Source organism: Catellatospora chokoriensis, assembly GCF_011297315.1.
GTDB lineage: Bacteria > Actinomycetota > Actinomycetes > Mycobacteriales > Micromonosporaceae > Catellatospora > Catellatospora citrea.
This window is the reverse complement of sequence record NZ_JAAOTI010000008.1, coordinates 147,500-171,613: the sequence shown is the minus strand read 5'-3', so window position 1 is coordinate 171,613 and position 24,114 is coordinate 147,500. Positions and strand designations below refer to the sequence as shown.

The 24,114-nt window shown below is 72.2% G+C and carries 17 protein-coding genes; 11 read left to right on the top strand and 6 right to left on the bottom strand.

The features are described from left to right. Positions 1-369: 369 nt before the first annotated feature. The 3 genes from HAV39_RS14280 (at position 370) to HAV39_RS14270 (ending at position 4,208) form a co-directional block, all read left to right on the top strand. Positions 370-2,169: a glycoside hydrolase family 3 protein gene (locus tag HAV39_RS14280; protein WP_191839695.1), complete on the top strand. Its 1,800-nt coding sequence runs from the start codon at positions 370-372 to the stop codon at positions 2,167-2,169. Between the two features lie 9 nt (positions 2,170-2,178). Beyond that, the gene (locus tag HAV39_RS14275) at positions 2,179-3,465 is read left to right on the top strand and encodes an exo-beta-N-acetylmuramidase NamZ family protein (protein ID WP_191839694.1); all 1,287 of its coding nucleotides are present in this window, start codon (positions 2,179-2,181) and stop codon (positions 3,463-3,465) included. A gap of 98 nt (positions 3,466-3,563) precedes the next feature. After that, positions 3,564-4,208: a GNAT family N-acetyltransferase gene (locus HAV39_RS14270; RefSeq protein ID WP_191839693.1), complete on the top strand. Its 645-nt coding sequence runs from the start codon at positions 3,564-3,566 to the stop codon at positions 4,206-4,208. 7 nt (positions 4,209-4,215) lie between these two features. Here the strand turns inward: HAV39_RS14270 and HAV39_RS14265 are convergent, their stop codons facing one another. Beyond that, complete coding sequence (locus tag HAV39_RS14265; protein WP_191839692.1) at positions 4,216-4,842, bottom strand: hypothetical protein; 627 nt, start codon at positions 4,840-4,842, stop codon at positions 4,216-4,218. Between the two features lie 79 nt (positions 4,843-4,921). Next, positions 4,922-5,731: an alpha/beta hydrolase gene (locus HAV39_RS14260; protein WP_239120551.1), complete on the bottom strand. Its 810-nt coding sequence runs from the start codon at positions 5,729-5,731 to the stop codon at positions 4,922-4,924. Between the two features lie 136 nt (positions 5,732-5,867). Here HAV39_RS14260 and HAV39_RS14255 point away from each other — a divergent pair, with 136 nt between their 5' ends. After that, positions 5,868-6,278, top strand: coding sequence for a hypothetical protein (locus tag HAV39_RS14255; RefSeq protein ID WP_191839690.1), 411 nt, complete (start codon positions 5,868-5,870; stop codon positions 6,276-6,278). 73 nt (positions 6,279-6,351) lie between these two features. Here the strand turns inward: HAV39_RS14255 and HAV39_RS14250 are convergent, their stop codons facing one another. Continuing rightward, a complete protein-coding gene (locus tag HAV39_RS14250; protein WP_191839689.1) occupies positions 6,352-6,552 on the bottom strand; it encodes an LPXTG cell wall anchor domain-containing protein in 201 nt (66 codons plus the stop codon). Between the two features lie 116 nt (positions 6,553-6,668). Then, on the bottom strand, positions 6,669-8,972 hold the full coding sequence (locus HAV39_RS14245) for an immune inhibitor A domain-containing protein (RefSeq protein WP_191839688.1): 2,304 nt from the start codon (positions 8,970-8,972) through the stop codon (positions 6,669-6,671). Between the two features lie 451 nt (positions 8,973-9,423). Here HAV39_RS14245 and HAV39_RS14240 point away from each other — a divergent pair, with 451 nt between their 5' ends. From HAV39_RS14240 to HAV39_RS14230, 3 genes are all read left to right on the top strand, one after another. Next, positions 9,424-11,280, top strand: a complete 1,857-nt coding sequence (locus tag HAV39_RS14240) for a LamG-like jellyroll fold domain-containing protein (RefSeq protein ID WP_191839687.1) — start codon at positions 9,424-9,426, stop codon at positions 11,278-11,280. Between the two features lie 140 nt (positions 11,281-11,420). Then, complete coding sequence (locus tag HAV39_RS14235) at positions 11,421-12,248, top strand: DUF1295 domain-containing protein (RefSeq protein WP_191839686.1); 828 nt, start codon at positions 11,421-11,423, stop codon at positions 12,246-12,248. 190 nt (positions 12,249-12,438) lie between these two features. Further along, the gene (locus tag HAV39_RS14230) at positions 12,439-13,107 is read left to right on the top strand and encodes a TOPRIM nucleotidyl transferase/hydrolase domain-containing protein (protein ID WP_239120552.1); all 669 of its coding nucleotides are present in this window, start codon (positions 12,439-12,441) and stop codon (positions 13,105-13,107) included. A 39-nt stretch (positions 13,108-13,146) separates the two neighbouring features. Here HAV39_RS14230 and HAV39_RS43265 read toward each other — a convergent pair whose 3' ends face one another. Then, positions 13,147-14,730, bottom strand: coding sequence for an acyltransferase (locus HAV39_RS43265; RefSeq protein ID WP_275413923.1), 1,584 nt, complete (start codon positions 14,728-14,730; stop codon positions 13,147-13,149). 61 nt (positions 14,731-14,791) lie between these two features. Between HAV39_RS43265 and HAV39_RS14220 the strand changes: the two genes are divergently transcribed. The 4 genes from HAV39_RS14220 (at position 14,792) to HAV39_RS14205 (ending at position 20,694) form a co-directional block, all read left to right on the top strand. Further along, complete coding sequence (locus HAV39_RS14220) at positions 14,792-15,178, top strand: DUF1801 domain-containing protein (RefSeq protein WP_203736239.1); 387 nt, start codon at positions 14,792-14,794, stop codon at positions 15,176-15,178. Positions 15,179-15,213: 35 nt separating this feature from the next. Then, positions 15,214-17,088 carry an AfsR/SARP family transcriptional regulator gene (locus tag HAV39_RS14215; protein WP_191839684.1) on the top strand — a complete coding sequence of 625 codons (1,875 nt, stop codon included), beginning with the start codon at positions 15,214-15,216 and terminating at the stop codon, positions 17,086-17,088. A 194-nt stretch (positions 17,089-17,282) separates the two neighbouring features. After that, on the top strand, positions 17,283-17,807 hold the full coding sequence (locus HAV39_RS14210) for a sigma-70 family RNA polymerase sigma factor (protein WP_191839683.1): 525 nt from the start codon (positions 17,283-17,285) through the stop codon (positions 17,805-17,807). A 133-nt stretch (positions 17,808-17,940) separates the two neighbouring features. Further along, a complete protein-coding gene (locus HAV39_RS14205) occupies positions 17,941-20,694 on the top strand; it encodes an AfsR/SARP family transcriptional regulator (RefSeq protein WP_191839682.1) in 2,754 nt (917 codons plus the stop codon). 57 nt (positions 20,695-20,751) lie between these two features. Here HAV39_RS14205 and HAV39_RS14200 read toward each other — a convergent pair whose 3' ends face one another. Then, complete coding sequence (locus tag HAV39_RS14200; RefSeq protein WP_191839681.1) at positions 20,752-24,087, bottom strand: S8 family serine peptidase; 3,336 nt, start codon at positions 24,085-24,087, stop codon at positions 20,752-20,754. Positions 24,088-24,114 lie beyond the last annotated feature (27 nt).

Here is a 24,114-nt window from a genome sequence, read left to right as displayed (position 1 = left end):
GCGGTGCGGCATTGATCGGCCAAGCGAACTTGTATCAACCCAAAGTTACGCCGCGATTACGGAACGCACGTCCTTCATTCGTGCCAGTTCCCCACACAGTAACCGCAGTGCCCGGATCGATCCATACCGGTCACCGGCTCGTCGTACATAGTGGACAGACCAAATGCGCAGCTCCGGCACGTATGAGCGGGCCACATGCACGTGCAGCCCGCGCCCGCCGGGCTCGGTGGCGACCAGACGGGCCGTTCACTGTCCGCACACACCAACCGGCCCGCGCCCGCCCCGGCATCTGAAGATTAGCTTCTTGACCTTGCGGTGTGTTGTAGCTAACTTTCATGCAATCGGACAACTCTCGCAAGGAGGTCGTCTTTGAAGACCCTCGTCGCCGCCGTCGCGGCCCTCACGGTCGCCCTTCCCGCCCCCGCCGCGGCTCAGCCCGCCCACCCGCCCGCCGCCGAACACGGCTGGGTGACCTCGACGCTGCGGCACATGAGCCTCGAACAGAAGGTCGGCCAGCTCTTCTCCACCTACGTTTACGGCTCCGACGCCGCCAACCCCTCCCCCGCCGACCGCACCGCCAACCTCGCCGCCTTCGGCGTCGAGACCCCGGCTGAGGTCGTGGACCGCTTCCACCTCGGCGGCGTGGTCTACTTCGCCTGGTCGCACAACCTCGACAACGTGCGGCAGATCGCCACCCTGTCCAACGGGCTGCAGGCCGCCGCCCTCGACACCGGACACAAGGGCCAGGTGCCGCTGCTCATCTCCACCGACCAGGAGCAGGGCGTGGTGCAGCGGATGCCCGCGCCGTCGGCGCAGTTCCCGGGCTCCATGGCACTGGGCGCGGCCCGCTCGGCGGCCGCCGCCCACCTCGCCGCCGAGGTCACCGGACGCGAGCTGAGCGCGGTGGGCATACGCCAGCCGTACGCGCCGGTCGCCGACGTCAACGTCAACCCGGCCAACCCGGTCATCGGCGTCCGCTCCTTCGGCGCCGATCCCGGCCTGGTCGCCGACCTGACCGCGGCGCAGGTGGCCGGCTTCGAACAGGGCGCGGGCGTGACCGCCGTCGCCAAGCACTTCCCCGGCCACGGCGACACCGCCACCGACAGCCACACCGGACTGCCGGTCATCAGCCACACCCGCGAGCAGTGGGAGCGCATCGACGCGCCCGCGTTCCGGGCGGCGATCGCCGCCGGGATCGACTCGATCATGACGGCGCACATCGTCGTGCCCGCGCTCGACCCGTCCGGCGATCCCGCGACCCTGTCGCCGACGATCCTCACCGGGGTGCTGCGCCGGCAGTTCGGCTTCCAGGGCGTGATCGTCACCGACGCGCTCAACATGGCCGGCGTGCGGGCCAAGTACGGCGACGCCCGCGTGCCCGTGCTCGCCCTGAAGGCCGGCGCCGACCAGCTCCTGATGCCGCCGGACCTCGCCCTGGCCTACGACGCCGTGCTCCAGGCCGTCCGCGACGGCGAGCTGACCGAGCGGCGCATCGACGAGTCGGTGCGCCGGATCCTGTCGGTCAAGTACCGCCAGGGACTGTCCCGGTCGCCGTACGTCGACGTCGACGCGGCCGTGGCCTCGGTCGGCTCCACCGACCACCTGGCCGCGGTCGGGCAGGTCACCGACCAGACGCTCACCGCCGTGCGCAACGACGCCGGGCTGCTGCCGCTGACCGGCGCCGACCGGTCCGTGCTGGTCACCGGCTGGAACAACGCCGCGTTCAACCCGATCGGCAGGCTCGCCGAAGGCTTCACCGCCCGCGGCTCACGCACCACCGCGCTGCCCGCGACGCTGCCCTCGACCCAGGCCATCGCGGCGGCCGCCGCCCAGGCCGCGCGGCACGACCTCACCGTCGTACTGGTCAACAAGGCCTGGGACACCGCGGTCGGCGATCCGCGCGCCAGCCAGCAGCAACTCGTCGCGGCGCTGGTCGCCACCGGCAGACCCGTGATCGCCGTCGCGGTCCGCGACCCGTACGACATCGCCTATCTGCCCGGCGCGACCACCTACCTGGCCGCCTACACCTACACCCCGGCGGCCATGGACACCCTGGTCCGCGTGCTGCACGGCGAGCTCTCGCCGCACGGACGCCTCCCGGTCACCATCGTCGCCGCCACCGACCCCGCCACCACGCTCTACCCCATCGGCCACGGCCTCACCTGGTAGGAGAATCCCTTGCTACGCAGAAACCTCATCACCGGCGCCGCCGCGGCCGGCGCACTGGGCGCGACCACGCTGGCCCTGCCCGCGCAGGCCGCCCCGAAGCCGCGCCGGGTCCAGACCGGACTGGACCGGCTCGTCGCCGACCGGTTCGCGACCCTGGCCGGGCAGAAGGTCGGCGTCGTGTCGAACCCGACCGGCGTCGACGCCGACTACCGCCACCTGGTCGACCTCATCCACGAGTCCGGGCGGGTGAACCTCGTCGCGGCGTTCGGGCCCGAGCACGGCTTCCGCGGCTCCGCGCAGGCCGGCGGCAGCGAAGGAACGGGCGTCGACGCCCGCACGGGCGTCACCGTGTACGACGCGTACGGCGCCTCCCAGGCCAAGTGGGAGGAGCTGATGACCCGGGCCGGCGTCGAGACCGTCGTGTTCGACATCCAGGACGTCGGCGTGCGCTTCTACACCTACATCTGGACCATGTACACCTCGATGGTCGCCGCGGCCCGGCTGGGCCTGCGCTACGTGGTGCTCGACCGGCCCAACCCGATCGGCGGGCGCGCCTACGGGCCGATGATGACGCCGGAGTTCACCTCCGGCGTGGGCCTGAAGGAGATCATCCAGCAGCACGGCATGACGGTCGGCGAGCTCGCCCGGTTCTTCAACGCCGAGTTCCTGCCCGCCGAGGCCGGACGCCAGGTCGAGCTGGAGGTGGTGGCCTGCAAGCACTGGAAGCGCGACATGTTCGCCGCCGACACCGACGTGCCGTGGGTCATGCCCAGCCCCAACATGCCCACCCCGGACACCGCGCTGACCTACCCGGGCACCGGCCTGTTCGAGGGCGTCGCCTCGATCAGCGAGGGCCGGGGCACGACCCGGCCGTTCGAGCTGGTCGGCGGCCTGGCCACCGACTTCGACTACCACTGGTCCGACCGGCTCAACGCCCGCGACCTGCCCGGCGTGCGGTTCCGGGAGGCGTACTTCGTGCCGACCATCGCCGGACACCACCCGCCGCTGCTCAACAAGCTGTGCGCCGGGGTCGAGGTCAAGGTGACCGACCGGGCGGCGTACGACCCGATCCGCACCGCGGTCGCGATGCTGGTCGAGGCACGCAAGTATCCGGCGTTCGCATGGCGTGCCGACGCCTACGACCCGGTCCGGCCCTACTGGGTCGACAAGCTCACCGGCTCGCCGCGGCTGCGCACGATGATCGACGCGGGCGCCGATGTGGACGACGTGGTGGGCGCCTGGTCGTCGGAGCTGGCGGACTTCGAGCGGCGGCGGCGTCCCTACCTGCTCTACTGAGTCACCAGGTGTGGGGCGCGCCGGCAGCGGCCGCCCCACACCGCCGACCTGCCGGAAACCGGATGCGGCGGCCGGGCGCACTTGGCTAGCGTCCGGGCGTGGCCCACACGTATCCCCCGCTGAACGTCGAAGTCCGCACGCCACGCCTGACGCTGGCCGGTGCGTCCGACGAACTGCTGGAACGTCTCGTGCCGATCGTGCGGGCCGGGGTCGCCGACGCCGAGCCGTGGCCGTTCGACGACCCGATCTCGTTCTACGCCGACAGCCCCGAACGCGAATGGCGCTGGCTGCGCGGCATCTGGGCCGGCCGCGCCCGGGTGAGCCCGGACTACTGGCGGCTGTACCTCGTCGTTCTCGTCGACGGCGAACCGGTCGGTATGCAGGACCTCATCGGCAAGAACTTCACCCGGTTCGGCACGGTGTCCAGCTTCTCCTGGCTGGCCCCCGGCAGCCGCGGGCAGGGGCTCGGCAAGGAGATGCGGGCGGCGATCCTGCAGCTGGCCTTCGCCGGGCTGGGCGCACGCGAAGCCGGCAGCGACGCGTTCGTCGACAACGAGGCCTCCAACCGCATCTCCCGTGGCCTGGGCTACGAACCGAACGGCACGGACTGGGACACCCGTCGCGGCGAGCCAGCGCGGATCCAGCAGTGGCGGCTCACCCGGGACGCGTGGGAGCGGGTCCGCCGGGACGACATCGAACTGACCGGCGTCGAGCAGTGCCTGCCCGTCCTGGGCATCGGCTAGGTGTTCCCTACACGGGCCGCCCCGGCGGCAGGATGCGCTCCCATTCGCTGGAGTAGACCTCGCCGAACAACCGCAGCCGGTCGTCCTTGCAGCTGTACGCCTCGGGGGTGATCGTGGCCTTGAGCGGCTCGGAGGCGCGCTGGCGTCCGTTCACCTTCAACGTGGTCGTGCCGGTCGTACGTGGGCTGCTGTAGTTGATCGTCTTGTCGTCGGCCACGTAGTTGAGCTTCGTCGTGCCGTTGTGGATCACCTCGTACCGGTCGCCGTAGCCCGCGCCGCGCCGGGTCACCTTGTCGACGGTGGCCATCGTGCCGTCGGCGTCGATCCGCATCAGCGTGCCCGCACCCGTGAACTGGATCTTGTTGCCGTACATCTCCCAGTTGGCCGTGTACGAGGTCTCGCGCCAGCTGCCGATCAGGCAGGCGGCCGGCGCCAGGCTGGGCCGGGGCAGCGGAGACGGCGACGCGGGCGCGGCGGCGACCGGCGACGGGCTCGGCGTCGAGGCCGGCTCGCCGCGCAGGGCGAAGTAGGCGACCGCGCCGCCGGCCAGGCAGAGCACCAGGAGCATGCCGAGCACCACCACACCCACCACGACAGGCGTGGTCCAATCACGACGCTCAGGAATCGGCTGCACCAGACCAGCATCGGCAAGGATCCACACGGCGGCAAGTCCGAATCGATCACACGGCCGGGCACCTCCAGCGCACCGGACGTCACTTGCCAGGCAGCACCTCGTCCAGGAAGTCGATGCCCCGCTCGATCAGGCCGCCGATGTCGTCGTAGCCCTCGAAGCAGTGGTCGGCCCCGGGCACGAGCAGCAGGTCGGCCCGCACCCCGACCGCGCGCAACGCCTCGGTGAAGGCCCGCCCCTGGGCGGGCGAGACGATCTGGTCGGCGTCGCCGTGGATCGTGAGGAACGGCGGAGCTCCGGTGTGCACCCGGCTGATCGCGTTGCCGAAAGCGACGAACTCGCGCCGGTCCCTGGCCGGGCCGCCGAACAGCAGGGCCCGCGACGTGAACGGGTCGTCCGCGTCGCCGAAGGCGAAGAAGTCGACCGCGCCGTACCAGTTGACGACGGCCTGAATCGCGGTCTCGCCGGTGCCGGTCAGCCCGGCCATGGCGGCCAGGTGGCCGCCCGCCGACTCCCCCAGCGCCGCGAACCGGCTCGGATCGAGTTTGAGCTGCTCGGCGTAGAGCCGCAGCCAGCGCACGGCCGACTGGACGTCGACCAGCTGGGCCGGGTACGGCGCTTCCATGGCCAGCCGGTAGTCGACGTCGGCGACCGCCCAGCCCCGGTCGAGGAAACGCTGGTGGAACCGGTGCGGGGCGACCGGCGGCGGCAGGCCGACCCGGCTGCCCTCGATCCAGCCGCCGCCGTGCACCCACAGCAGCACCGGGAACGGCCCGTCGCCGGCAGGCACGTGCAGGTCGAGGTGCAGCGGCCGGAAGCCCGGCACCACGGCGACGGTGCAGTCGGCGTAGGTGACGGTGGGCCGCGGCTCGGGTGGCGGATATCCGGTCACCGGCCGCCTCCATTCATGATCACGATGGTCGGGTCGAGCATACCGCCGCAAGCGGAGGCTGGCCGGTGCAGGCATTGACCGGGCATCCGATGATCGCCACACTGTGCGCCGACGCCGACGCCCCCGGAGGAGCACCATGACCTTGCCCCGCCTGTCACCTGCCGGATGGACGATCGCCGTCTTCGGACTCGCGGCACTGCTGCTCGGCGCTGTCGGCCTGATCAGCCCCGGCACGCTGCTGGCCTCGATGGGGTTCGCGCCGGACGGCGCCGCCGCGCGCGCCGCCGACGACTACACGCTCGTATTCGTCCGGACCTCCGCGATGGCGTCCTTCAACATGGGTGTGTACTACCTGCTCGCCGCGGCCAAGGACTGGACCGCCTTCTTCGCCTTCACCGTCGCCTTCCGGCTGCTGACGTTCAGCGTGTTCACGGCGCTCGTGCTGACCGACACCGCCCCCGCCGGCTTCTTCGCGGTGGCGGCGTGGGAAGGAGCGGGAGCGCTCGCCACCTTCCTCGCACTACGCGTACAGCGGCGGGAGCAGTAGGTGGACCGACGGCGGTGAGGCGGCACGCGGTCTGCCGGGCTGCGGGGCTCCGCAGCCCGGCAGGGCCGGTGCATCAGACTTGCGGGCTGTTTCGACGGCGGCGGAACACGACGAAGCCCGCCAGGGCCGCGAGCCCGACCAGGACGGAGATCGTGACCCAGGCGACGGTCAATGCGGAGCCGGTTGCCGCCACGCGCACGATGGAGGCTGCGGCGACGGCCGGGCTCGGGCTCACGACGGCGGTCTCGGTGGGCGCGGCCGAGGCGGTGGGCACGGCGCCGGGCGGGAGGCTGTGCGCCGGTTCGTCACGCGGCGGAGGGCCGGGAGTGTCGGCTCCCGGCCCTCCGCCTTCTGCGGGTGTCTCAGCTTGTCAGCGGATCGTCCGCCGACTCACGGGTTGACCACGCTGACGGTCAGGACGTTGCCCGACTGCCCGGTGACCGTGGCCGTGACGCCGTGACCGGCCACCTTCACGCTGCCCTGCGGGTTGGCGGTGCTGTAGTACGCGTCCGGGTTGCTGTCGTCGAACGTCGGGATGCCGGCGCCGGCCGCGGCGCACGCCGCCACGGTCTGCACGGTCTGCGCCTTGCCGGTGCCGACCAGCACCTCCTTGTGCAGGCACAGCTCCGGCACCGGCTGGATGCCGAACGTCGCGTCGAACGGCTGGCGGCGGTTGCTGGGCCTGGTGCCGTCGGGGTAGGCGAACGGCGCGGGCCGGGCGTCCACCGGCAGCGACAGACCCGTGCCGAGGTGCTCGGAGGTGTTGTTGTCCTCGACCGTGTGGTTGACGTACCAGACCAGCATGCCGGGCTGGAACGAGAAGAACTCGACCTTGTCCGGCGCGCTGAGGTTGTAGCTGAACTGGTAGGGGCCGGTGCGCAGGGTGTCGTCGTAGCCGACGTACTGCCGGTTCTCCAGCAGGTAGTACCGGTCGGCGGTGCTCGACACCGTGCCGGTCGAGCGCTGCCACTGGCCCGTCGCGGTCCAGGCGCCCGGCTGCTCGGCGTCGTCGGTCAGCACCGTCGTGTTGCCGGCCTTGACGACGACGTCGTCGATGAACGCGCCGGCGAAGTGCACGCCGCCGTCGGTCTGGTAGCGGAACCGGAACCGCGTCGCCGCACCGCCGGCGGTGTAGGAGAAGCGCAGCGTGGTCCACTTGCCGTTGGACGAGCCGGTGGTCGGCTGGCCGATCTGCGACCAGGTCGTGCCGCCGTCGGTGGAGTACTCGGCGTACAGGTTGTCGAAGCCCGCCTCGATGTCGTACCACGCCTTGGCGGTCACGGTGACCTTCGACGCGGCCGGCACGGCGTGCGAGAGCGACTCGTTGAGCTGGTCGGCGCTGCCGGTCCACCAGGCGTACTGCCCGGAGGTGGGCGTCGCGTACGTCGTCGACGTGGTCGCCGCGGGCAGGTTGACCTTGATCGCCTGCGCGTTGGCGGCGTCGGCGTCCTGTGCCGGGTCGAGCAGGATGGTGCCGCTCTGGCCGAGGCCGACCTCGCGGTAGTCGAGCCAGCCGAGGAACAGCTTCTCCTCGGGGCCCATCAGGCCGGGGGTCGTGCCGATGCCCTGGTTGGCCTCCGTGCCGTGGCCGAGCCACGAGCCGGAGCTCATCAGCGTCCAGAACGCGGTGGTGTTCTCGCCGCCGGCGGTGTCGTAGTAGTCCGGCAGGCCGAGGTCGTGGCCGAACTCGTGGGCGAACACGCCCAGGCCGCCGTTCTCCGGCTCGGTGGTGTAGTCGCCGAGCCAGTAGTTCGAGTTGCCGATCCGGGCGCCGCCGGACAGGTTCTGCTGCCCGCCGACGGTGGGGCCGGACAGGCCGTAGCTGGTCGCGTTGACGTACCAGCGGTGCGACCAGATGGCGTCCTCGCCCTGCGCGCCGCCGCCGGCGTCCTCGCCCTCACCGGCGTGCACGGCCTGGAAGTGGTCGATGTACCCGTCGGACTCGTCGTAGTTTCCGTCGTTGTCGAAGTCGTAGCGGTCCCAGACGTCGAACTGCGCCAGGTAGGCGTTGATCTGGTCCGCGGGCATGCTCTGCAGCGCCCGCTGGTACCAGGCGTTGCCGGTGTCCTGGATGAACGCCCAGGAGCCGCCGTTGTCCTCGATGGCGTTGTCGCCGTAGTAGGACGCGTTGTAGGGCACCTGCACCCAGTCGCTGACGGTGTTGGTCACCGAGTACCTGCCGGAGGACAGGTCCTCGTAGAAGCTCCGCATCGACTCGCCCGAGCCGTTGAACAGCTGCTCGTAGTGGGCGGTGTCGAAATCGGCGGCCCACTCCGTGGAGTTGTTCACCGACCGGTCGGGAGCGGGGATCTCGTTGTGCAGGGGGCCGGGTGCGGTGCCGTACTTGCCGACGCTCTGCGTGCCGAACTCGGACAGGATCGTGAAGATCTTGTCGGTCTTCTCGAAGGCGACCTCGACGACGTTGTCCGTCGCGGCGTCGACCGTGACGTTGCCGTTCGCGTCGATGCGCGCCTTGCCGCGGGCGACCATCTCGTGCGCGGCCTTGCGCTTGCCGAGCCACTGCTTGGTCTGCGGGCCGGGCCGGTTGTCCGCTCGGTGGGCCGCAGCCGCGGGCGCGGCGCTGCCGGCCTCGCCGCTCGCGGCAGGCGCCGCACCGGCCGGCCATTGCAGGGCAGCGACTACCATCGCCGCGCCGGCCGCGCCGGCGACAGCGGAGATGGTGAGCTTCCTCATCGTGTTGATCCCTCCGGGGGCGAAGTTGTGAAGCAGTTTTCGCTTCACTTTCCGGAGCGTCACACAGAACAGCGAGTTCATCTCTCCGCCGCCGAGCCGGTCGGTCCGTGACACGGCCGTCGCGGTCACGACGCCGATTGTCGGCCGACGACGTCACCGCCGAGACGGCGTCGTCGGCCAAATCCTGCAAACGCTGGGGACGTCGCAGAGAACACGCCAACGCCACAGCCACAATATATCGATGATGATCGCTGCAAATAGCGGCGTGAACGGCCGCGACATCGAACTTCACCAGTTGACTGGGTTCCGCGGGCTCGTCTACCGTCGCCTCGGAATGCGCTTTCCAGCGTGGCCCGACCGGGTGACCGCAGCACACGCCACCCGGCGCCAGGCACGTCCCATGCCGTCGCCCAACGGCATGGTCCGCTCCCAGCCCGAAGGACCGACCCCGATGAAACTGCACCCACCCCCTCGTCGGCGAGCCCGCCTCGCCGCACTGATCACCGCGGCGGCCACGGCCGCGCTGACCGTCTTCGCAGGCACCGTGCTGACGACTCCCGCCAGCGCCGCGACGCTGTTCAGCGCGGACTTCGAAGCCGGCGCCAGCGGCTGGTCGAAGTCCGGCGGCGACTGGACGGTCGTCGCCGACGGATCCCAGGTCTTCCAGCAGGCCAGCACGACCACCGACCGGGCCCGCCAGTTCGCCGGCTCCAGCAGCTGGACGAACTACACCGTCCAGGCCCGGGTGAAGCCGCTGGCGTTCGGTTCCGGCGGCGTCGCGGCGCTGGCGGCGCGGTCCAGCGGCGCCACCGTCATGTACCGGCTCGCGCTGACCGGCGGCAACCGGGTCGAGCTGCAGTACATGAACGGCAGCACGATCACGGTCCTGGCGGGTCTGTCCCGGACGGTGTCGACCGGCACCTGGTACACCCTGCGGATCACCGCCAGCGGCTCCACGATCAGCGGCTACGTCGACGGCACCCTTGTCGGCACGGCCACCAGCACCGCGATCGCCGCCGGCCGGATCGGACTGTTCACCGGTTACGCCGGCGCCCGCTTCGACGACGTCAGCGTGACCGACAGCGTCACCACCCCGCCCAGCACCCCGGCGCCCTCGGCCGGCACCGCGTCGCCGTCACCGAGCAGCGCCTCGCCGTCGCCGTCGAGCGCGTCCCCGTCGCCGTCGAGCGCATCCCCCTCCCCCAGCGCCGGCCAGCCGCCGTCCGGCACGCTGTACGTGGCGCCCAACGGCAGCGCCAGCGCGGCCGGCACGCTGGCGAACCCGACGACGCTCGCTTCGGCGATCACCCGGGTGACCGCCGGTGGGACTGTCTTCATGCGCGGCGGGACGTACAACTTCTCCTCCACGGTCACCGTCGAGACCGGTAACAACGGCGCCTCGGGCGCGCTGAAGAAGATCGCGGCGTACCAGGGCGAGACTCCGGTGCTGAACTTCTCCGCCCAGGCTGAGGACCCCGCCAACCGCGGCCTGGCCGTGAACGGCAACTACTGGCACGTGTACGGCATCGTGGTCGAGCGGGCCGGCGACAACGGGATCTTCGTCGGTGGCAGCAACAACATCTTCGAGCGCACGATCACGCGTTTCAACCGCGACACCGGCCTGCAGCTGTCACGGACCCTGTCCAGCACGCCGCAGAGCCAGTGGCCGGCCAACAACCTCATCCTGAGCGCGGAGTCGCACGACAACGCCGACTCCGACGGTGAGGACGCCGACGGCTTCGCCGCGAAGCTGACGGTCGGTTCGGGCAACGTGTTCCGCTACGCCGTGTCGCACAACAACATCGACGACGGCTGGGACCTGTACACCAAGACCGACACCGGCCCGATCGGCGTGGTGACCATCGAGGACTCCATCGCCTACAACAACGGCACGCTCAGCAACGGCGGCCAGGCCGGCGCGGGCGACCGCAACGGCTACAAGCTGGGCGGCGAGGACATCGGCGTGAACCACATCGTGCGGCGCAACATCGCCTTCAACAACGGCAAGCACGGGTTCACCTACAACAGCAACCCGGGTTCGATGACCGTCTCGAACAACATCAGCATCGACAACGACGAGCGCAACTTCTCCTTCGACGCCGGCACCTCGGTGTTCCGCAACAACACCTCGTGCCGTTCCAGCAGTGGCACCAACGACCGCATCATCGGCAACTCCGACAGCTCGAACCAGTTCTGGTCCGGCACGAACGGATCCCGGTGCTCCGGTCTCAGCGGCTCCCTGGGCTGGTCGTTCGCATCCGACGGCCGGCTGGTGGTGACGCTCGGCGGCGCGGTGGTCACGCCGTAGCGTCCGCCGGGGCAGGGCCTTCGGTCACGGGTGCGGCGGTCGCCACACGCGTCACCGGAGGCCCTGCCCCTTGTCGGTCGACAGCTACTGGCTTCCCGGCTGGTGTCCAGGCCGAACGCGGCCCACTACAGTCCCCGATCATGGACGCTCTCATCGTCTGCGTGTGGATCTGCGCGGCCACGTGTGCCGCGACCTGGCTCGCCTCGCTGGTCAGCGGCGAGCATTCGTGGGTGGACCGGATCTGGTCGATCGTCCCGGTGGTGTACGTCGGCGTCTTCGCGGCCTGGGCCGACTTCCGCGATGTCCGACTGAACGTGCTCGCGGTGCTGGTGCTGCTGTGGGGTGCCCGGCTGACGTTCAACTTCGCCCGGCGCGGCGGATACGCCCCCGGCGGCGAGGACTACCGCTGGCCGATCCTGCGCGCACGGCTGTCCCGATGGCAGTTCCAGCTGTTCAACCTGCTGTTCATCACGGTGTACCAGAACATCATCCTGCTGCTGATCAGCCTGCCGGCGTACACGGCGCTGACCCGTCCGGGCTCGTTCGGCGCGGTCGACGCCGCGCTGACGGTGCTGTTCCTGGGGTTGCTCGTCGGGGAGACGGTCGCCGACCAGCAGCAGTGGGACTTCCACCGGCGCAAGCACGCCGCGTTGGCCGAGGGCCGGGCGCCGCAGTCGCGGTTCATGCGCACCGGGCTCTTCCGCTACTCGCGTCACCCCAACTACTTCTTCGAACAGGCCCAGTGGTGGGTGGTGTTCGGCTTCGGCGCCGCCGCGGCCGGTTCGGTGCTGCAGTGGACGGTCGTCGGCCCGGCGCTGCTCACCGCGCTGTTCGTCGGCTCGACGATCTTCACCGAGAGCATCACCCTGTCCCGCTACCCGGAGTACGCCGACTACCGGGCGGTCACCTCGCCGATCGTCCCGTGGCCGCCGCGGCGCGGTCCCGCCCGCCCGGCCGACGTGGCCTGACCGCCCGCCGCCGAGCCGTCGACCGTCCGCGATGATCCCGGCCGTTATTGGGTTGTCGCCGCCGGCCGCCTGCATGACGATGGCCATGGTGGCCACCACCCGCGTGCTGCGGGTTCACCGGGCTCGGGCAGACCGGTAGACGCGTGTGGGCCGCCGACCCGCCCGGCAGCACCGACCGACGGAACCCATCATGGATCTCGCGCAACGCCGTGAGCTTGCCCGCAGGGCGCTCGACGGCTACGACAGCGGCCCGGACGCCACCACCCGGGCGCTGGCCGATGCCCACGCGAAGATCGGCGATGCCGCGGCCCTCATCCTGGTCGAGGGACTCAGCGACCAGATCGCGCTGGAGACCGCCGCGGCGGGCCGCGGCCGTGACCTCGAAGCCGAACGCGTCGTGGTCGTGCCGATCGGCGGGGCGCACGCCATCGGCCGCTACCTGACCGAGCTCGGCCCGTTGACGGCCCGGGTGCGCCTGGCGGGCCTGTGCGACGTGCGCGAGGAGGAGATCTTCCGGCGGGCGCTGGTCGCCGCCGGGATCGGCGCGCCCACCAGCCGCGCCGACCTGGCCGGCCTCGGGTTTCACGTCTGCGTCGACGACCTCGAAGGTGAGCTGATCCGCGCGGTGGGCGCGGCGGGGGTCGAAGCCCTGTTCGACTCCCAGGGCGACCTGGGCTCGTTCCAGACGCTGCAGGGCCAACCCGCGTGGCGCGGCCAGGAGCCCGAGCGGCAGATGTGGCGGTTCCTGCGCGCCGGTTCGCGACGCAACCTGCGCTACGCGCGGCTGCTCACCGAGGCGGCGATGAGCCGCGACGCCCTGCCCCGGCCGCTGGCCGCGGTGCTCGACGGGATCGCCTGAGCCGGGGCCGGACGCGTTTCGCGGGCCTGACGTGCCGGATCACGCCGGTTCGGGTCGGTGGACGCCCCGGGGGCGGTAGCCCAGTGCACCGCTCTCGCCCAGCACGTCCGCCAGCAGCCAGACGATCGCCAGCCACATCTCGGTCCCCTGGAGGCCGGGCAGGTGTTCGGTCCCGGTGGTGGGCGCGGGGCTGAAGGCGAAGCCGGCTCCGGGTTGCCAGCGCGGCAGGGTCGCGGCGAGCCGGTCGCGCGCCCACGCCTGCACCTCGGCACGCCGATGGTCGGTCTGCCGGCCGCAGAGCCACAGCGGGTGGATCACGTCGAGCACGTCGCAGGCGGTGCCGCGCCCGTCGGCGAAGAACCGGCCGTCGCGGGCGTGGGCCAGCACGGTGTCGATCGTCTGCTCGGGGCGCGGCACGGGCAGGCCGAACTGCGCGAACGTGCCCCGGGTGAGCCGGTAGTAGCCGTTGACCGGCTGCCGCCAGCCCTCCTGCGCGCTCGGGCTGCCCCACAGCCCGGTGAAGGCGTCCTGCCGGGTGAGCAGCCAGCCGAACAGCGTCTCGGTCGGCTCGTGTGCGTCGAACAGCCTGCGATTCCAGTGCAGTCCGGTGGCGAGGATGTCGACCCAGTCGCCCGCGCTCCAGGCCTGCTGCGCCCACGGCAGCCGATCCAGCTCCGCGAGCAGCCGGGACGGGTCCATGCGCACGGCTTGGACCGGGTACGGCAGCTGGGCGCCGAGCAGGTCGAGGGCATAACCCACGGACAGGATGTGGTACGCCGAGCCGCTGTCGAGGCTCGGCCGGCCGGTCTCGCCGAGTTCGGGGATGAGTCCGGTGGCCGGATCCTGCAGGGCGGCGAGCCGACCGACGAGTTCGTCCCGGTCGGCCTGGGGCGGAGGCGCGTTCAGCAGCAGGTCGGCGATCTCGATCGCGTCGCAGACGGCTCGCACCGAGGGCGCGGCCGCGGGCTGGTCGGTGAAGGTGTCGCCGGCCCGGTAGCGGTCCAGGACCTGTGGGGCCTGGTCACGGGCCTGTGCGGCGAAGTCGGCGAGCTTCGGCGTCAGGCCGCCGGTGCGGGTCTGGTCGCGGCGGTCGCGCACGCGGCGGGCGGGGTTGCCGACCATCACCGACCAGGCGGGAACGTCCTTGGTGACGACGGCACCCGCGCCGATGATGCTGTGCTCGCCGATGGTGACGCCGTCGAGGACGATGGCGTTCGACCCGATCCACACGTCGTCGCCGACCACTATGCCCTTGGCCACGATGGGCTGGGTGTGTATCGGCGCGTCGGCGTCGGCGGAGTGGTTGAAGCCCACCAGGGAGGCGTGCGCGCCGACGCGCACCCCGGATCCGAGGCGCACCGGGCCGCGTACGACGGCGTAGGGGTTCAGGCTGGTGTGGTCGCCGAGCTGGACCTCGCCGGTGAGGTAGACGTGCGCGGCGATGTAGGAATCCGCGCCGAGCGCGAGGTCGGCCTGGTGGATCGCGGCGAGCGGGGAGACGAACGCTCTGTCGCCCGCGGACCGCAGGCCGGCCAGCGCGCGCTGGAAGGCGAGTTGCGCGTCGCGTTCGTCCTGCGTGGCGTTGTCGGCGAACATCCACGGGCAGAAGTCGAACTCACTCATAGCGGAGATCATTTCGCATCTGCGCGGGGAGTACCAGGTCGTGTGTCCGGGACTCTTGTCGGTGACGGCCGGTACGGTCCGGATCTACGACGAGGAGAAGACCGTGAGCGACGAGGTCACCCAGTACATCAACAAGCAGCAGCCGTGGCAGATCGGCGTGTGCGAGAAACTGCGTGCGATGGTCGGCCAGACCGTTCCCGGTGTCGAGGAGCGGCTCCAGTACGGCAAGCCGCACTACCTCAAGAACGGGCACTACGCGGCCGTCATCGCGGTGGCCAAGGACAAGGTCTCGTTCATGGTGTTCAACGCGACGGACGTCGCGGAGGTCAAGGGGTTCCTCCGGTCTTTGGGCAACGGCGAACGCAAGGCCGTCGACATCAAGGACGGGCAGACCGTCGACTACGACGCGCTCGCCCGCGTCCTGGCAGAGACCACAACTGCCCTGTAGCTGCCAGGTATGCCCGGCCGGTTACCGTTGCCGCTGTGCAGGCGGAGGCGGGTGAGACGGTCGGCTTTTCGGTGCTCGGCTCGATCATGGTCGTCCGGGGCGGTGCCGAGCTGCATCTGGGCACCCGCCAGCAGCGCCTGGTGCTGGCGTTGCTGCTGGTCCGGGCCGGTGCTCCGGTCTCGGTGGCGGAGTTGGTCGACCTGCTCTGGGACGAGCAGGCCCCGGCCAGCGCCGTGAACGTCGTGCACCGGCACATCGGGGAACTGCGGCGGCTGCTCGAACCCGGCCTGCCCACCCGCGCCACGGGCCGGCACCTCGTCCGGGAGCTCGCCAGCTACCGGCTGCGGGCCGACGAGCAGTCGCTGGACCTGCTGAAGTTCCGGTCGCTGAGCCGGCTGGCCAGCCGGGCCCTGCACGACGCAGACCCGGAGTCGGCGCTGCGGCATTCACTGGCCGGGCTGCGGCTGTGGCGCGGGCGGTGCGCCGCGGGCCTGGAACCGGCCTCCCGCCGGCATCCCGCGTTCCTGGCCGTGGAGGCCGAACGCGCCCAGGCCGTGCGCGAGGCCGCCGACGCCGCGGAGCGCTGCGGCCGGCTCAGCATGGTGCTGTCGCCGCTGCGGCAGGCCGCCGAGCTGCACCCGCTCGACGAGTCGCTGCAGAGCCGGCTGCTGCTGGCGCTGGCCGCCGACGGCCGCCAGGCCGAAGCCGTCGAGATGTACCGGCTGGTCCGGCAGCGGCTGTCCGAGGAACTGGGCGTCGATCCGGGCGAGGAGCTGCGGGAGGCGTACGACCGGCTGTTGCACCAGCGCACCCCGCCGGGCCGTGCCGAGTCGCCGGCCGCGCTGCCCCGGCTGGCGCAGCTGCCGCCGGACCTGCCCGCCTTCAGCGGCCGGGACGAGCTGCTCGCCGACGCCCGGGCGGCGGTCACGCGCCCGGGCGGGCCGAGGCTGCTCGCGATCGACGGCATGCCCGGCGTCGGCAAGTCCGCGCTCGCCGTCCACCTCGCCCACGAGTTCGCCGCCGGCTACCCCGACGGGCAGCTGTATGTGGACCTGCGCGGATACGGGCGGGAGCCGGTGATGAACCCGGCCGAGGCGCTGCGCGGCTTCCTCGGCTCGCTCGGGGTGCCCCAGGAGGGCATTCCCGCCGAGCTGCACGCCCAGGCGGGCCTGTATCGCAGCAGGCTCGCGGGCCGGCGCGTGCTGGTCGTGCTCGACAACTGCCGCGACGCCGAGCAGGTCCGGCATCTGCTGCCCGGCACCCCCGACTGCCTGGTGGTCGTCACCAGCCGCAGCCGGTTGAGCACCCTGCAGACCGCGGCCGGCGCGCACCCGCTGCCGGTCGGCCTGCCCGGCGTCGACGAGGCCCGGTCGATGCTGCTGGGGATGCTCGGCGCGGGCCGCGGCGCGGCGGACCCGGCCGCGGTCGACGCCGTCGTCGCGGGCTGCGGGCGGCTGCCCCTGGCGCTGGCCGTGGTCGCCGCCCGCGCGGTGAGCCTGCCACCCACTCCGCTCGCGCAGATCGCCGTGGAACTCGCCCGCGAGCCCGAGAGCCTGGACGGGTTCGACGGTGACGACCCGCAGACCGGCCTGCGCGCCTTCTTCTCGTGGTCCTATCAGGCGTTGTCGGCCCCGGCGGCCCGGCTGTTCCGGCTGCTGCCGGCCCATCCCGGCCCCGGCTTCTCGATCGCCGGCGCGGCGGCTCTGGCCGGCGTCGCACCACGCGTCGGGCGGGCGCTGCTCGGCGAGCTGAGCCGCGCGCATCTGGTCAGCGAGGACCTGCCGGGCCGCTACCGCGCCCACGGCCTGTTGCTCGCCTACGCCACGGAGCTGGGCGAGGAGACCGACAGTCCGGCGGAACGCGCCGCCGCGCAGCTGCGCTGCCTGCAGTTCCACCGGGCCGTCGGGTAACCGCGGCGCGCCGACCGAGGCTTTGCCGGCGCTGCCGAACCTGACGGCGGCCGGTCCCCCGATCACGTCGCATCCGCGCGCGGTCGCGCACGGTGACGGCACTGAATCCGCACTCGGGCGTCAGTCCAATCGCATCGACGATCCCTAGGCTCGTGCCTCGATCACCCCGTTGTTCCTGCCTGTGGGAGGAATACGTGCTGCTGGCACCCGACGAGACGACGGCCACCGCGGCCGAGCGCATGACCGCGCTGCACGCCGACCACGCCCGTGCCGTGCTGGGCCTGCTGCTCGTGCTGACCCACGGCCAGCGGCAGACCGCCGAGGACCTGCTTCAGGAGACGATGCTGCGGGCGTGGCGGCACCTCGACGCGGTGCCGGATGAGCCGGGCGCCGCCCGCCGGTGGCTGCTGACCGTCGCGCGGCGGCTCGTCATCGACGGCGTGCGGCTGCGGCTGCGCCGCCCGGCCGAAGTCCATCTCGTCGACATGACCTGGATTCCCGGCGGGGACGACACCACCGGCACCGCGCTCGCGTCGCACGCCGTCCGGCAGGCGCTCGGCCGGCTGAGCCCGGCGCAGCGCAGCCTGCTCTGCGAGGTCTACCTGGTCGGGCGGTCCCCGAAGGAGGTCGCGGGTCGGCTGGGCATGCCGGTCGGCACAGTGAAGTCGCGGACTCACTATGCGTTGTGCGCCCTGCGCACCAGCCTCAAGGCCGCCTGAGACGCACCGCACCGGGCCGCGGTTCCGGCGTTGCGGCCAAGTTCACAGCGCCGCGAGGCCCGCCGCTCACGGGATATGAGTCCTGCCACGCTACGGCGATCGTGACCGACAGCCTCCCGCGGACCGCACCAGGATGACCAGCCCGCTCTCGTTCGCCGTCCTCGGCCCGGTGCGGGCCTGGCGCGGTGCGTCCGAGCTGGACCTCGGCACCCGCCAGCAGCGCCTGATCCTCGCGCTGCTGCTCGCCCGGGCCGGCGGCGCGGTCAGCGTCGCCGAGTTCGTCGACCTGCTCTGGGAGTCCGATCCCCCGCCGAGCGCGGTCAACGTGGTGCACCGGCACATCGGCACGCTGCGGCGGCGCTTCGAGCCGGGCCTGCCGACGCGCGCGGCCGGCTCGGTGCTGGTCCGTGACGGCGCCGAGTACCGGCTGCGCATCGATGACGAGTCGCTGGACCTGCTGCGTTTCCGGCGCCTGGTCGCCCGGGCCGCCGCCGCCTCCGACGAGTCCGCCGTGCAGGTGTACCGGCAGGCGCTGGCCTTGTGGCACGACCGGTGCGCCGCGGGCCTGCACGCCGCGAGCCGCGCCCATCCGGAGTTCGCCGCCGTCGACGGGGAGCGGTTCGCGGCCGTGCGGGCGGCGGCCGACGCCGCGCTGCGGGCCGGGTGCGCCCACCTGGTGCTGCCGGCGATCAGGCTGGCCGCCGAGGACGAACCGCTGGACGAACAGCTGCAGGCGAGGCTGCTGCTGGCGCTGGCCGCGGACGGCCGGCGGGCCGAGGCCCTGGCGGCGTATGCCGACGTCGAGCACCGGCTCGCCGAGGAGCTGGGCATCGCGCCGGGCGGGGTGCTGCGCGCGGCCCGCGACAGCCTGCACGACCAGGACACCCCGGTGCCGGTAGGGGTCGAGCCACCGGCGCAGCTGCCGCCCGACCATCCCTATTTCGCCGGCCGCCGGGAGGTCATGGCCGCCGCCCGGGCGCTGCTCGCCGGCGACCCGCGGACGACCGCGCTGGTCATCGACGGTATGCCCGGCGTCGGCAAGACCACGCTGGCGGTGCACCTGTCGCACCGGCTGGCCGCCCGCTACCCCGACGGGCAACTGCACGCGGATCTGCGCGGTTTCGACTCCGGCGACGCGGTCATGAGTCCGGCGGAGGCGCTGCGCGGTTTCCTGTGGTCGCTCGGGGTCGCCCCGGCCGCGATCCCGGCCGAGCTGCACGCCCAGGCGGGCTTGTACCGCAGCATCCTGGCCGAGCGGCGGATGCTGATCCTGCTCGACAACTGCCGCGACTGGGACCAGATCCGGCATCTGCTGCCGGGCACCGGCGGCAGCCTCGTCATCGCCACCAGCCGCCGCCGGATCACCGGTGTGGCGGGCGCGGCGGGCGCGCACGCGCTGCATCTGGATCTGCTGACCGACGCCGAGGCCCGCGAGCTGCTCGCCCGCCGGCTCGGTGACGCGGTGGCCGCCGATCCGGCGGCCGTCGGTGAGATCATCGCGCGGTGCGGTCGGCTGCCGCTGGCGCTGGCGCTGGTCGCGACCCGCAGCGTGGGCCGGCCCGGGCTGAGCCTGCCCGCGGTAGTCGGTGAGCTGGCCGGGGCCGACGGCCGGCTGTCCGGGTTCGGGGACGCGCACGCCGATCTGGAGGCGATCTTCTCCTGGTCGTACCGGGCGCTGACACCTGAGGCGGCCCGGCTGTTCCGGCTGCTGCCCCTGCACCCTGCCGGGGAGTTGAGCACGCAGGCGGCCGCCGCGCTGGGCGGGCTGCCCGCCCGCTTCGCCCGTGGCCTGCTCGGCGAGCTCGGGGCGCAGATGCTGGTGCGGCCGGGCGGCGGCCGGTGGCGGATGCACGACCTGCTGCGAGCCTACGCGGTGGAGCTCGGCGAGGAGCACGACGACGCGGCCGAGCGGGACGCCGCCGTCACGCGGGTCTACGACTATTACGAGCTGAGCGCGTACGCGGCGCATCTGCTGTTGCTGCCGCAGGTTGCCCTGCCGGAGCCGGAGCCGTCCGGGCAGGAGGTGACCGGGCGGCGCTTCTCCGGCCGCGACGACGCGATGGCGTGGTTCGCGGCCGAGCAGCGGGTGCTGACCGAGGTCGTCGCGCGGGCGGTGGAACATGGGCGGCCGCGTACGGCGTGGCGGATCGCGCTGGCGATGCAGAACTTCTTCCAGGACACGGCGCAGTTCAGGCAGTGGGCGGCGGTGGTGGGCACCGGCCTGGCCGCGGCCGGCGACGATCCGGCGGCCCGGGCGCTGCTGCACCGCAGCCTCGCCGGCGCGTATTACTTCCTGGCCGATCTGGACGGCGGGCTGTCGCACCTGCGGCAGGCCGGGGCGATCTTCGAGCGGCTCGGGCTGCGCACCGAGCAGGGCCATGTGGAGAACAACATCGCCGAGATCCGGCTGGACCAGCAGTGCTACGGCGACGCGCTGCACCATGCGCAGGCCGCGCGGGCGCTGTTCCACGCCGGGGACAACGTGCGGGGCGCGACGACCGCGCTGCTGGCCATCGCGCGGGCGCAGGGCGGGCTCGGCCGGCATGCCGCCGCGCTGGACATGTTCGTGCGGGCCCAGCGGCAGTTCGAGGCCATCGGCGACCTGCACGGGGTGGGCACCACCCAGTCCTGGCTGGCGCACACGTGCTCGATGATCGGCGACCTGCCGCAGGCGCTGGCGGTCTGGCAGCAGGCGATCGACACGTTCCGCGGCGCGGGGGCCGCCCACCACACCGCGCAGGTGCTGGTCGCCGTCGGCGACTGCCACGCCGCTGGTGGTGCTGCGGAGCCGGCCGGGCAGGCGTGGCGGGAAGCGCTGGCAGAACTCCACGGGACAGACTCCCCGATGGCCCGCCAGATCCGCGACCGCCTCACCCTCCTTCGCTGAACGAAGGAAGGGCACCTTCTTGACGGACGTCGGTCAAGAAGGTGCCCTTCCCTTTCCTCAGTAGCGGTAGGCGCGGATGACGGTCTGCTTGGTGGTGTTGCCGCCGTTGTCGGTCGCGGCGGCGCGCAGCGACACGAAACCGGCCCCGGCCGGGTGGTACACCAGGGCGGTCGCCTGCTCGCCGAACCGCAGCACGGGCAGCTTGTGCCAGGTCTTGCCGTCGTCGAAGGAGGCCTCGACGGTCAGCGACCTGGTCCGGCCCGGTGCCGCCCCGACCTGGCGGTCGAGGGAGACCGGGATCGTGAACAGCCGCCCGGCCGGCGCCCGGTTGTCGATGTCGAGCGCCGGGGTGTACCGGATCGCGGTCAGCGGCAGCTTCACCAGGTCGCCGTCGGCCACGTGCCCGGACTTGAAGGTCCACTCGGCCTCGACCACGGTCGACAGGGTGAACTCCGGGTCGCTGCGGAACGTCGCGGCGAGCCGGTAGTCACCGGTCGCGGCGGGCACCTGCCACACGTAGGGCACCTCGGTCGCGGCGCCGACCTCGACGCCGTCGCGGTAGAGGGTCACCTGCGCGCTGCCGCCGCGGACGTGCCGGAAGCCCATGTGCCCGGCGCCGTCGCCGTGCAGCGGTCCCGGCCCGCCGATCTGGTCGCCCCAGTAGCGGGTGGCGTACTGCTGGCCGAAGTTCGGCTGCGGGAAGACCGGACCGGCCACCGCGTTGGCCCACTTCACGTCGTAGGTGCGGCCGGGCTTGAAACTGGTCCAGTCCGACTGGTAGTAGGTGTACCTGGTCTGCGCCGAGACCGACTGCCAGACCGTCTCCTTGTCCTGGTTGTAGTACTCGGTGACGGTGCGCGGCACGTCGTAGGTGAAGCTCGGCTGGATGTTGCGCTCGTCGCGGTAGACCGGCGCGTTGCCGGGCGCGTGCGCGACCGCGGTCCGGGCCACCGGCACCCCGGCGACGTCCGCGCCGATCTGCGAGCGGACCGTGGCGAAGTCGCCCGCGCGCAGCTTGCGGGTCAGGCCGGCCATCATCTGCTGCGGCTCGTAGAAGTAGGCCCGGTAGACGTAGGGGCTGTTGTGCAGGCTGCCGTCGGCGTCGACCTGGCCCCAGATGCCGTGGACGTAGGAGACGAAGCCGGGCGTCTTGCCGGCCCCGGCCTGCGCCGTGCGCACGTGCTCGAACGGGACGTTCATCAGCGTGCCGAACGGGTCGTTGCTGCCCCAGATCTGCGGCTGCTCGGTCCGGATCGTCCAGCCGGAGTCCGGGAAGACCAGGGTCGCCTTCGGGTTCGGCACCGACACCACGATCGGCTTCGCCGTGCGGGTGTCCATGGTGAGCGCCTGGTCCTTGGTCAGGTCGAGGGTCGGGCGCACCAGCGAGGTGATGTCCGGCTCGTACGGGTCGCCGGTCAACATGTACGTCTGGACCAGGTAGCGGCCCGCGCGGACCCGGTGGCTGGTGGCCGTCGGGTCGTCGAGCACCAGCAGGGTCTGCCGGTCCAGGTCCATCAGGACGGTCACCCAGCCCTGCTCGGCGGTCGGCTTGCCGCCGTCGGGGCCGACGAGCTTGAGCGACAGCGTCCGGCGTACGACATCGAGCGCGACCGGGGTCTGCACCGCGGCGCCGCCGCCGGTGGCGGTGACCTCACCGCCGACGTAGCGGTCGGGCAGGCCGGCGCCGGCCTGCACGGTGACGTCGACCGTGGCGGTGCCGCCGGCCGGCACGGTGACCGAGGAGGCGCTGAGGCTGAACAGGCCTGCCGGCGCGGGGTTGCCTTCGGCGTCCTTGGCGGCCAGGGACACGGCCAGGGTGAGCGCGGCCGGGCCGCTGTTGGCGTAGGTGATGGTGCGCGTCTGCGCGGTGGTGGTCCGCTCGAAGGCGACGCTGACCGGGCTCGCGGTGACGGTCTGCCGGATCGCCCGGGCGACGTCGAGGAAGCCCGCGCCCTGCTCGTAGACGCCGATGGCGGCGTTGGGCTGCGCGGCGGCCATCAGCGTGGACTTGATCCGCTCCGGGGTCCAGTCGGGGTGCTGCTGGAACAGCATCGCGGCCGCGCCGGCCACGTGCGGGGTCGCCATGGAGGTGCCGTTGAGGCTGGTGTACTGCGGATTGTCGGCGTCGGGCCACATGTCGGAGACGCTGCTGAGCGCGGCGAGGATGCCGACACCGGGCGCGGTGAGGTCGGGCTTGATGCCGGCGTCGCCCGCACGCGGGCCGCGGCTGGAGAACTCGGCCAGCTCACCGGTCTTGGTGACGGCGCCGACGGTCAGCGCCTCGGTGACGCTGCCGGGCGAGTTAACGGTGGACTCGCCGCCCAGGCCGGAGTTGCCCGCGGCGACGACGAACAGCATGCCGTAGCGGTGGGTGAGGTCGGCCACGGCCGCCTCGATCGGGTCGGTGGCCGGGCTGTCCGGGCCGCCGAGGCTCATGTTGGCGACCTTGACGCCCTGCTGGGCGGCCCAGTTCATGCCGGCGAGGATCGCCGACTCGGGGCAGCCGTCCACGGTGCAGACCTTGGCGCTGTACAGGTTCGCGCCGGGTGCCATGCCCTTGAAGCGGCCCTCCGACGCGGCGCCGCTGCCCGCGATGGTGGAGGCGACGTGGGTGCCGTGGCCGACCCGGTCCAGGGCGTCGGGCTCGGCGGTGAAGTTCTCCGCCGCGGCGACGTGACCGGCCAGGTCGGGGTGGGTCTGGTCGACACCGGTGTCGATCACGCCGACCTTGACGCCCGCACCGGTCCAGCCGGCCTGCCACGCCTGCGGCGCACCGGTCAGCGGGACGCTCACATCGAGGGTCGGCCGGCGCAGCCCGTCGAGCCAGATCTTGTCGAACCCGGCGCGCAGCCGCCGCTCGGTGCCGCCGGCGGCGGAGGTGATGCTGTTCCAGAAGGACACCGCGTCCGCGCGGTTCTGCGCGACGGCGCTCGCCCCGGACAGTTCCCGGGTGGTCCGGGCGCCGGCGAGGCCGGCAGAGGTGGTGTCGGCGTGCTGGACGATGAGCGGCAGGGTGGGCCGGGAGTCGTCGTAGCCGAAGCCGATCAGTGTCGAGACGTCGAAGAGCCGCTCGTCGAGCTTGCCCCGGTTGAGCAGGGCGACGGCGTCGGCGGGGATGACCCGCACCTGCTCACCGGTGCTGTGGGTGAGGAACGGCATCCGTTCCCGGCCCTTGCCCGGCACGACGGTGACGGCGGTCTGGCCGTCGATGGTGCTGATGTGGACGGTGTCGCCGGTGAGCAGAGTGACCGTCCGCGCTTTGGCGGCGACCGGGGGTGTGGTCGCTGGTTTCGGTGCCTGGGGCTGCGCCGCGGCCGGCGTGCCGCCCGGGGCCACCGCCGAGACGCCCAGCACCAGCAGTGCCAGCGCCGATATCTTGCGAGCTGACCGCATCATTCTCCTAGATCAACGCGAGGGAGG